Annotated in this window: 9 protein-coding genes; 2 read left to right on the top strand and 7 right to left on the bottom strand. The window is 69.1% G+C overall.

Translation table 11 applies throughout. The features are described from left to right. Window positions 1–156: 156 nt before the first annotated feature. The 7 genes from FB468_RS17595 to FB468_RS14845 form a co-directional block, all read right to left on the bottom strand. Window positions 157–405, bottom strand: a complete 249-nt coding sequence (locus FB468_RS17595; RefSeq protein ID WP_281290284.1) for a TAXI family TRAP transporter solute-binding subunit — start codon at window positions 403–405, stop codon at window positions 157–159. Further along, the gene (locus FB468_RS14870) at window positions 402–1,178 is read right to left on the bottom strand and encodes a TAXI family TRAP transporter solute-binding subunit (protein ID WP_281290283.1); all 777 of its coding nucleotides are present in this window, start codon (window positions 1,176–1,178) and stop codon (window positions 402–404) included. The genes FB468_RS17595 and FB468_RS14870 overlap by 4 nt, the downstream gene beginning before the upstream one ends. Next, window positions 1,171–2,559 carry a sensor histidine kinase gene (locus FB468_RS14865; RefSeq protein ID WP_141888022.1) on the bottom strand — a complete coding sequence of 463 codons (1,389 nt, stop codon included), beginning with the start codon at window positions 2,557–2,559 and terminating at the stop codon, window positions 1,171–1,173. The genes FB468_RS14870 and FB468_RS14865 overlap by 8 nt, the downstream gene beginning before the upstream one ends. 3 nt (window positions 2,560–2,562) lie before the next feature. Then, window positions 2,563–3,234, bottom strand: a complete 672-nt coding sequence (locus FB468_RS14860; RefSeq protein WP_141888021.1) for a response regulator transcription factor — start codon at window positions 3,232–3,234, stop codon at window positions 2,563–2,565. 92 nt (window positions 3,235–3,326) lie between these two features. Further along, window positions 3,327–4,259: an alpha/beta fold hydrolase gene (locus FB468_RS14855; RefSeq protein WP_141888020.1), complete on the bottom strand. Its 933-nt coding sequence runs from the start codon at window positions 4,257–4,259 to the stop codon at window positions 3,327–3,329. Window positions 4,260–4,387: 128 nt separating this feature from the next. Continuing rightward, window positions 4,388–5,305 (bottom strand): carbohydrate kinase family protein, encoded by a 918-nt coding sequence (locus FB468_RS14850; RefSeq protein WP_246055917.1) that lies wholly within the window; start codon window positions 5,303–5,305, stop codon window positions 4,388–4,390. A 51-nt stretch (window positions 5,306–5,356) separates the two neighbouring features. Further along, entirely contained in the window at window positions 5,357–5,959 is a 603-nt protein-coding gene (locus tag FB468_RS14845; RefSeq protein WP_141888018.1) for an NADPH-dependent FMN reductase, read from the bottom strand. 446 nt (window positions 5,960–6,405) lie between these two features. Here FB468_RS14845 and FB468_RS14840 point away from each other — a divergent pair, with 446 nt between their 5' ends. Beyond that, entirely contained in the window at window positions 6,406–7,845 is a 1,440-nt protein-coding gene (locus FB468_RS14840; protein WP_141888017.1) for a carboxylesterase/lipase family protein, read from the top strand. Window positions 7,846–8,091: 246 nt separating this feature from the next. Beyond that, window positions 8,092–9,765 (top strand): ABC-F family ATP-binding cassette domain-containing protein, encoded by a 1,674-nt coding sequence (locus tag FB468_RS14835; RefSeq protein ID WP_141888016.1) that lies wholly within the window; start codon window positions 8,092–8,094, stop codon window positions 9,763–9,765. The last annotated feature ends 94 nt before the right edge of the window (window positions 9,766–9,859 follow it).

Raw genomic sequence — 9,859 nt, 5'->3', positions numbered from 1 at the left:
GCTGCGCTGCGTCGGCACACTGCTTGGGTTGCCAGGTTCGAAGAGCGAGTCGCTTGCTCGTCCTGAAACCGATCAGCCCCACGCTAGTGAGCGCGAATCTCCAAAGTCACGGGCGTTGAGGGTATCTTGAGGCTCGTCTTGAGCTTCTCTTGAGGTTCAGCGGCGGCGAGCGCCGCCTGCGCGAGGGCCCCCTGCGGCTAGTGGCGGCTCTCGACGTAAGTACTTCGCGGCCCACTGGTGGAGCGGCAGCGGGCTCGTGAAGATCGCCTGTCGCCGGTCGAGTAGCGCGGCGGCGGGGACGGTGCGGGCGATGTCGGTGCGCGACTCGAACAGGGTGCGCGCGACCTCGTAGACGAGGCGCTCGGGCGCATCGGCGGCCGCGACAAGGTAGTTCGGGATCGTCATCGTCTCGACCGGTTCAGCCGCTCCGTAGGTGCGACCGGGAAATCGGAGAGCCGATAGACGCCGGCGTGGCCCGAGTTCACCTTCTCAACGGTCTCGGCCGGATCGGTAGCATCCGCAGCGGGGTTGTCTTCGACAGCTCTGGATGCCGGGTGTCGGCACCGCCGCCCACCCAGAAGAACGCGTCGATGTCGCCTGCGAGCGAGCGCAGCAACCGAATCGTCGAGCCCGAGACGCACGGGCACAAAGTCGCCCTCATCGATCCCGGCGGCGCGCAGCACGCGATCGGAGATGACGGTGACACCGGAGTTCACCTCGCCGACGGAGACGCGTAGCCCCGCGAGGTCAGGGATATGCTCGGCCGGTGACTCCTCGGGCACGACCACCTGCACGTACTCGTCATAGACCCTGGCGACCCCCTGGACAGGAAGCGGCACGTCGAAGGCCCCGACACCCGAGATCGCATCTGCGGCCGCGTCGGCCTGCGCGAACCCGAGAATCGCCTCGCCCCTGCCGACCCGCAAGAGATTGTCAACGGAGCCTCCGCTCGTCGCGACGACGGCGTCGAGCCCCTCGCCACGGAGCTCGCCCGCGAGGGCGCCGCCGTACGAGTAGTAGATCCCTGTCGACGCGCCGCCCGCGATCACAAGCTGCTCCGCGTTGTTCGCCGCGGCGCTGCAGCCCGAGAGCGCAAGCGTCAGCGCCGCGAGCCCGCCCAAGAGGGCGCGGCTCGTGGCCCGCGGTGAGAGCCTTCGCTCCCCGTCGCCCCTACGCACGCTCGCCCCCGCTCTCGCTCGCGCCCGGCAGGATGAGCTCAACTTCGAGACCGCCACCCGTTGGCGACGACAACCGCAGCCGCCCGCCGAGCGTGTGCAGCAGGTCAGAGGCGATGGCGAGGCCGAGCCCCGACCCCGGCACGTTCTGATCTTGCGGGCTGCGCCAGAACCTCGCGGTCGCCTGCTCGAGCTGCTCGGGTTCAAGCCCCCGGCCCCGATCCCGAACCGAGATCACGTGCTCGCCCTCCCGCGTCGTCACCGAGAGGTCGATCGCGCTTCCGCGAGGCGCGAACTTCAGCGCGTTGTCGATGATCGCGTCGAGCGCGGTTTCGACTGCCATGCGGTCGGTGACGGCCCACACGTCGCCCACGGCCCGCGTGTGAAACACCACCCACGAGTCGGCGGCGCGCTCGTGCCAGCCGGCCGCGCGATCCTCCGCGAGCGCCGCGAGGTCGACGGCGACGAACGCCGAGTCTGACTTCCCATCGCGCGCGACGTTCAGCAGCGTGTCGAGGATGCGGGTCATGCGCCGGCCCTCTTCGCGGGCGTGCTCGACGTCGTCGATCCACCCCTCGTCGAGCCCCGTGGCGAGGTATTCGACCCGCATGAGGAGCGCGCCGAGCGGGTTACGCAGCTCATGCGAAGCGTTCATGACGAACTCCTGCTGCCGCGTCATCACGCGCTCGATCTCGTCGGCCATCTGGTTAAACATGCGCACCATGCGCCGCGCCTCGGGCGGCCCCGTCTCGTCGTCAATACGCGCGCCCATCTCGCCGTGCTCGATCGCGGCCATCGCGGCGTCGAGCCGGTGCAGCGGCCGCAGCACCCAGCTCGCGAGTCGATACACCGCCCACACGAGCGCGAGGATGATCAGGCCGCTCACGATCACGAGCGCGCTCCACTGGGTGAGGATCGCGCGCCGCGGCCCATCGGTGCTCGCCGAGATGTGCACCGCACCAATCACGCTGCCGTCGTCAAAGACGGGCTCGACGATGACGGTCTCGCCCTTCACCCAGGGGAGCATCTCCCCCGCGGGCTCGCCGCGCCGCCCCGAGAGCGCGAGGTTCACCTGACTCGTCGTTTCCTCGGACAGCGTTGGGGTTCGCACGCTCGCGGCCCACGGCGCACCCGAGCGGTCATAGACGACGACCTCGGCGTCGTACAGCGAGCCATACCGCCGCAGCTCCGTCTCGATCATGGCGGGATCGCCCGCCCGCAGCGCCTGGCTCGCGCCCGTCGTAAAGTAGCTGAGGTCGCTGAGCAGCTGCGAGGTGACCTGCTGCTGAATCGACCGTGCGGCGCTCCAGCCGTACGCGCCGCCGAGCGCCACGAGGATGATCGTCATCGGCACCAGAAAGACGATGAAGAGCCGCCTGCGCACGGGCTATCCGGCCGTCAACCGATAGCCGACGCCGCGCACGGTCGCGATGAGCGAGGGCCGGTTCAGCTTGCGCCGAATCGAGGCGACGTGCACCTCGAGCGACCTACTGAAGCCCGTCCAATCGGTTCCCCACACCTCACGGATGAGCCGATCGCGGGGGGTCACGACACCCGGGTAGCGCGCGAGCACCGCGAGAATGTCGAACTCTTTCGGGGTGAGCTCGACCGGGGCGCCCTCGGCGAGCACGAGCCGGTTCGCGAAATCAATGTACAGACCGTCGAGTTCGACGTTCGAGCTCTCGTCGGGTGAGGGCGCGGCCGAACGGGCGCGCCTAGTGACCGCTTCGATACGGGCGATGAGCTCGCGCACGTCGTAGGGTTTCACGACGAAATCGTCGGCGCCGGCATGCAGCCCCTTGATGCGCGACTCGACGTTCGAGCGGGCCGTCGCAATGATGATCGGCACGCTGCTCACGCCGCGGATACGCCGGCACACGTCGAGGCCATCCATGTCAGGGAGCCCGAGGTCAAGGATCACTGCCTCGGTGTCTTGCCCCACCGCTTCGATGCCCGACGCGCCATCGGCCGCTCGGTGCGTCGTGTACCCCGCCTGCCGCAGATAGGCGCTCAGCGCCTCGGCGACGCGGGCGTCGTCTTCTACGATCAGGATGTTCATGGGGTCTTCCTCAAGCGTTCAGTGACCGGGTGGGATGCGAGCCTCAAGCGTAGTCCGTTCGGGGCGTCTCCTTTTTCTTTTCCTCCCCGAGCCTAGCGACCGTGCGCCCTGTCGACGGAAGCGGCCGCCGCAGCGAAGTGGGCGACGAGGCGGGCCGTGAGCTCGGCGGCTCGCTGCCACGGAACCGTGTGACCCATGCCCGGGATCGCGTACATGCTCGCGCCGGGGATCGCGGCTGCGGTCGCGACGCCACCGGAGATACCGATCAGCGGGTCGGCGTCACCGTGGGCGACGAGCGTCGGCACTCGCAGGGCGCGCAGCCTCTCGGTGCGGTCGCCGTCCGATTGGATCGCCGCGAGCTGCCTCGCCGTGCCTGCCGGCGAGAGCCCGCGATCCCACGCCATCTCAGCCGTCTGTCGAGCGCGCTCGGGGTCGGCGAAAAACGGCCCGGCGAGCGCCTCGTGGTAGCGCTGCGCGTACGCGAGGTAGGCGTCGCGACTGTCGGTCGGGGCAGGTGTGAGGAACACCCATTTGCTCGCCTGTTCGGGGCGGCCAACCTCGCGGGCCCCCGTCGTTGACATGAGCGACGTGAGCGACCTCACGCGCTCGGGGGCGAGCATCGCGAGATGCTGCGCGAGCATCCCGCCCATCGACATACCGACGACGTGCACGGGGCCAGGGTTGGTGTGGGCGGCGTTGGGGTCGAGCGTTTCGAGCAGATCGCGCAGGTCGGTCGCCATGTCGGCGAGGCTGTAGTCCGTGGGGATGCTGTCGTTCATGCGCGACCTGCCCGCGTCACGGTTGTCGGCGGCGAGCGTCGCGTACCCGGCTTCATGGAGCCCGGCGATGAGCTCGGGCGACCAGTCGGTGCGCTGCATCGACAGCCCCGCGATGAGCAGCACCGTGCCGTTGCGGGCTTCCCCCGTGAGTGAGTAGTTCAGCGTGCCGCTGGGAATCTCAGAAAACTCACCGCCGTCTGGTTCGAGCAGCTCCCGCAGTCGCCCTTCGTCACTGATGCGCGTCATTGCGATCCGGCTCCTTTCGGCCTCACTGCGGGCGGGCTCGCCGACAGGTGTACTTCGACTCTGCCTCACTCGGCTCGGAGAACGCCGAGCGGCCTCAGCGTGGCGGGATTCTGCCGGCGGGGCTCGTCTCAGGGGCTTGCCTCAAGAGCCGCTTCGAGCTCGGCGAGTGACGGGAGGTCTGCCCCTCGGCGCGCGACCGTGAGGCCTGCCGCGACCGCCGCCCGGCGGCCGAGCGCCCGGAGTTCTGCCGTGTCAAGGAGCGGGATGGCTTGGGGCGTCAGCGACGCGAGACTCTGTATCAGCGCCGCGGTGAAGCTGTCGCCGGCACCAATCGTGTCGACGACGCCCACTCGTTTCGCGGCAACCCGCACCATTTCGGAGTCGGTTGCGAGGGTTGCGCCGTCGGCCCCTCGGGTGATCGCGGCGAGGCCCGCACCAAGCTCAAGGATCCGGCGCAGCACCCCCTCCTCCGATTCCCCGGGGTACAGCCAGCCAGCGTCCTCGTCCGAGAGTTTCACGATGTCGGCAAGGGCAACGAGCCCCTCAAAGCGCTCCCGCACCGGGCCCGGCTCCCCGACGAGGGCGGGTCGGATGTTCGGGTCGAAGATTGTGAGGCGGCCCGCCTCGCGGGAGCGGCGCGCGAGTTCACGCACGGTGTCGGCCCCCGGCTGCAGGAATGCGCTGTACGAGCCGATGTGCAGCACTTCGGACAGGGCGACGTCTTCCTCTGGCGGCAGGTGCCAGGCCACGTCGAAGCGGTAGGTCGCGTCGCCCGACTCATCGATCAAGGCCTCAGCGGTCGGGGTGCGGGCCGCGCTCAGCGACCCCGGCAGCACAGTGACGCCCGCCGCGCTCAGGCGTTCGACAACCACCTCACCGTCGCCGTCGCGCCCGATGCATCCCAGGAAGGCAGTGTCGACCCCGAGCCGGGCTACCCCGAGCGCGACGTTCGCCGGGCTACCGCCGGGCACGCGCTCGGTGCGCCCATCGGCGTGCAACACGACGTCGATGAGCGCCTCACCGACGACGGTCACACGCGGCGTCACCGACCCCGCGTTCCCGAAATACCCCACGCAGCTGCCCTCCTGGGCATGAGCTTACGCGCCGGCGACCGCGTTCAGCTCTGCTCGCTCGCGCAACTTCTCTGAGAGGCGTGCCGCCGCCGCTTCAACAGCGGCGTCATGCGAAACGAGAATAGGCTTCGCGTCGACCAGGCGCCCATCCGATCCGTACGACTCCCGCGGCAGCGTGAGCTCGACGTTGGGCGCGACAATGTCAAGGCCGATGAACTCGAGCACGCTGCGCAGCTGCGCAGCAGCTGCTCCGCCGCCGTGCCCGCCGTAGCTCACCACGAACGTCGGCTTTGCCTTCCACTCGTGGAAGAGGAAGTCGATCGCGTTCTTCAGCGCGGCCGGGTACCCGCCGTTGTACTGCGGGGTCAAGAACACGACCGCGTCGCTCTCCGAGATGGTCGCGCTCCACGCTTTGGTGTGGTCGTGCTCGTACTGACCGATCGCGGGCATCAGCGGCTCGTCGAGCAGCGGGAGGCCAACCTCTGCAAGGTCGACGATCTCCACGCGGGCGCCAGTCGCCTCAGCCAGCGCGGGTGCGAGGGCCGCCGCGAGCTGATCGCCAACGCGCACCGGGCGTACGCTTCCGACGATAATCTTGATGAGCGGCTGCTCAGAGTGGGTGGTCATGCGAGGTGCATCCTTTCGAGGGCGCTGAACTATTGGCGCTACTGGTCTTCTGGCTGGCCGGTGAATCGGCTCGGCCCAGATGAAGTCAACGCCCGGTGTGCGCTTCCATTCCCGCGCCTGACCCGTATCTTTTCGTGCGTCAGGAACACCCGTGTTCGTTGGAGACACCGGGGTTCCCGCGGCCTCCACGCCGCCTAGGCCCCGCCCCAGCACCCCGCCCCACCCAAGCACCCCGCCCCACCCAAGCACCCCAAATTCTCGAGAACACGTGTAATTCCGGCCAAGTTTGGTGTGAACTCGAGAAAATGAGGTGTGGCGGGTGTGGCAGCGGCGGCGAACCCAACCCAACGGGCCCCAGCGGACCCGAACGCCCCGCACCGAACCCAACCCCGAACTAGCCGCACAACGCCCGCACCCAATACTCTTAAGCCAACATAGGAGGCTTCATGGGAGATGCTGAGGCGCAGCGCAGCGCAAACACGACGACGGTCACGACCACGCTCGGAGAGGTCGTCGGTTCAGAGTCCAACGGGATTCGCCGCTTCCTCGGGATTCCCTACGCCAAGGCGCCATTTGGCGAGCTCCGATTCCGCGCCCCCGAGCAGCCCGAGGCGTGGAATGAACCGCTCCAAGCCAAAGCATTCGGCCCGACCGCCCCGCAGACGCCCTACCAGGGCAGCCTCGGCGAACTCATCAAGGTGCCCGCGATCGAGGGCACGGAGATCCTGACCGTGAACGTGTGGGCGCCAGCAGACGCCGCGGGCGCGCCCGTCGTGCTGTGGCTCCACGGCGGGGCGCTCGAGCGCGGTGCCGCGGCGCAGAGCGGGTACGACGGCCGCACCTTCGCGCGCGACGGCATCGTCTTCGTCTCGGCGAACTATCGACTGGGCGCCGAGGGCTTCAGCGTGCTCGACGGCGCACCGCTGAACCTCGGCTTGCGTGATGCGCAGGCCGCGCTCGACTGGGCGCACCGCGAGGTCGCGGCGTTCGGCGGCGACCCGGGCCGCATCACCATCATGGGCGAGTCCGCCGGTGGGGCCCTCGTCGCCGCACTCCTCTCGCAGCCGCAGGCCCGGGCAAAGGCCGCCCGAGCGATCATCCAATCCGGCCCGCTCGAGGCTGTCGACGCGGTAAAAGCCCGCCGTGCGTCTGACGCGATCGCGAAGCAGCTCGGCATTTCCACGTCGCGGGAGGCGTTCGCCGCCGCCGAACCCGCGGACCTGCTTCGGGCGCGCAGCGAGATCGCTGCCGGGTCGTCGCCCCTCAGCGGGACGCCGGGGTACGCGCTCGCTCTGGATCCGGAATCTCTCCCCGCCTCCCCCGTCGACGCGCTCGCGGGCATCGATACCCCGATCCTGATCGGCACGAACACCGACGAGTACCGGCTCTGGTTCACGCCCGAGGCGCTCGCGGGTATCAGCGGGGCGAAGGCGTGGATCGCGCGGCTCGCGATGCGGGTGCCGGGCCGGGCCGCCCGCGCTGTCCGCAAGGCCTTCCCCTCGGCGACCCCCGGGGAGCAGCTTGGGCAGATCGTCACCGACAAGCTCCTCCGGGCACCGGCAACGAGGGTCGCGCGCGCCCGCACCGCGCCGACGTTCGTCTACGAGTTCGCGTGGGAGAGCCCCGTTCGCGACCTGCGAGCGGCTCACGCTCTCGATCTTGCATTCGCGTTCGACCTTCTCGAAGACGAAGACGCCGTGCGCCTGAACGGCGAGGGGGCGCCAGCCGGCCTCGGCAGGGAGATGCACGCGGCCTGGGTCGCGTTCATCCGCGACGGTGACCCCGGCTGGCCAGCGTTTGGCGAGGGCCGCGCGACGCGGGTGTTCAACGAGCGGTCGGAGACTGTGGCGCAGCGCCGGGCCGCGATCGTCGACGCGCTCGGGTAGCAGGAGGGCCCGCGGGCCGGGCCCTCGCAGGCGGCGCTTGCGCGCAGCGGCCACTCCTGTACGCTTGAATCATGCATTACTTCTTCCTGTAACGGCTGCTCTGCCCGCCCCTCGTGAGTACTTCCGAGCGCGGCGAGCCCAGCTTTGACCCCACCGGGTCACCGTTATTTGCGCACCCCGCAGGCACTGTTGCTCGATAACCCCAGCCGCAGCAGGCACCGGTGTGCGCCAGGCACAAGGAACTACATGCATACCCCTACAACGTCCATTTCGGCGCGCCATCGCGCCCAGCTCACCGTGTCAGGCGTCACTGTTCTCCGAGGACCGCAGCGGGTCCTGAACGACGTCGATCTCGTTGTCACGCCAATATCGCGCATCGGGATCGTCGGCGAGAACGGCCGCGGTAAGACGACGCTGCTGCATACCCTCGAGGGCAGCATCCAGCCCGATGAGGGCACCGTCCACCGCATCGGCACGCTCGCTATCGCGGAACAGGAAATGGAGGCAGACGCCGGCAGCACCGTCGGCGACGCCGTCGCCCGTGCCATCGCACGGCCGCTCGCTGCGCTCGCCGCCCTCGACACGGCAGCTGCCGCACTCGCTGGCGGTGTCCCCGCGGGCGGCGGTTCAGCGAGCGCTGACTCAGCAGCTGCTGAGTCAGCCTACGCCGAGGCGCTCGAGACGGCCCAGGCCCTCGACGCCTGGGACGCGGAGCGGCGAGTCACCATCGCGCTCGAGGCGCTCGGCGCGGAGACCGACATGCGAACCCCGCTCGACAGGCTGTCGGTTGGGCAGCGCTACCGCGTGCGGCTCGCTTGCCTCCTCGGCGCCGACGACGACTTTCTGCTGCTCGACGAGCCGACGAACCACCTCGACCGCAGCGGGCTCGAGTTCTTGACGGCGCAGATTCGGCAGCGTGCCGGCGGCGTCGTGTTCGTCAGCCACGACCGAGCGCTCCTTGCAGACGCTGCGGAGACGATCATCGACCTCGACCCCACACCCGACAACCGCTTGCGGGTCTACGGCAACGGCTACGCCGGGTACCGGGAGGGCAGGCTTGCCGAGCGCGCCCGATGGGACCAAGCCTACGAACAGCAGCGTGCCGAAGCAGCGAGGCTCCAGGAAAGCCTGTCACAGGCGCAGAACCGGCTCGTGTCAGGTTGGCGCCCGGAAAAGGGCACCGGAAAGCACGCTCGTGCTACCCGGGCGGGCGGCCTCGTCCAGAGCGTGCACAGGAGGCAGGAGGCGCTCGAAGCGCACGCCGTCACTATCCCACCACCGCCACAGGAGTTCAGCTTCCCCGACCTCACTGCGCCCTCAGGCGTCGAGCTGCTCGCGCTCGACGACGTCGGCGTCACCGGTCGCCTCGCTGGCCCGATCTCGCTCACGCTGAGCAGGGGCGACAGACTCGTTGTGACTGGGCCGAACGGGGCCGGGAAATCGACGCTGCTCGCGGTCGCTGCTGGTGATCTCAAGCCCACCTTCGGGCGAGTTGGCACCCACAATGAGGCGCGAATCGGGTGGCTTCGCCAGGAATCCCTTGTGCCCGGCGAGCTCCACGCCGCCGACGTGTTCGCGGATGTCATCAGCAAACTCGTCGCCCGCGGCAGAGTGCACGAGGAGGAGGCAATCGGGCTCTCACAGCTGGGCCTGTTGCGCCCGGCGGAGGTGGCAAAGCGCGTGAGCGAACTGTCGATGGGTCAGAAACGACGACTCGACCTCGCGCTCGTGCTCGCGACGCGCCCCAACCTACTGCTGCTCGACGAGCCCACAAACCATTTGTCCATCGCGCTCGTAGACGAACTGACCGAAGCGCTTGGCGCGACCGAAGTCGCGGTGGTGCTGTCTTCTCACGACCGCCAGCTGCTGCGCGACGCCGCAGCGTGGCCGCAGCTGGTGCTCAGCCCGGCAACCGGCTAGCGGTCGAACTGTGGGTCGGTCGACCTGTGGGTCGGTCAACCTGCGGGTCGGTCGGCCTGTGGATCGGTCGGCCTACGCCGCTAATCGACCTTGA

Source organism: Leucobacter komagatae (assembly GCF_006716085.1).
GTDB classification, from domain to species: Bacteria; Actinomycetota; Actinomycetes; order Actinomycetales; family Microbacteriaceae; genus Leucobacter; species Leucobacter komagatae.
Note: the sequence above shows the minus strand (reverse complement) of the source record. Positions and strands in the feature narration are given on the sequence as shown.

Bases quoted from the DNA above. Each gene is read 5' to 3' on its own strand.
- FB468_RS17595 (WP_281290284.1), bottom strand. From the start codon at position 405: ATGACGATCCCGAACTACCTTGTCGCGGCCGCCGATGCGCCCGAGCGC.
- FB468_RS14860 (WP_141888021.1), bottom strand. From the start codon at position 3,234: ATGAACATCCTGATCGTAGAAGACGACGCCCGCGTCGCCGAGGCGCTG.
- FB468_RS14855 (WP_141888020.1), bottom strand. From the start codon at position 4,259: ATGACGCGCATCAGTGACGAAGGGCGACTGCGGGAGCTGCTCGAACCA.
- FB468_RS14845 (WP_141888018.1), bottom strand. From the start codon at position 5,959: ATGACCACCCACTCTGAGCAGCCGCTCATCAAGATTATCGTCGGAAGC.
- FB468_RS14840 (WP_141888017.1), top strand. From the start codon at position 6,406: ATGGGAGATGCTGAGGCGCAGCGCAGCGCAAACACGACGACGGTCACG.
- FB468_RS14835 (WP_141888016.1), top strand. From the start codon at position 8,092: ATGCATACCCCTACAACGTCCATTTCGGCGCGCCATCGCGCCCAGCTC.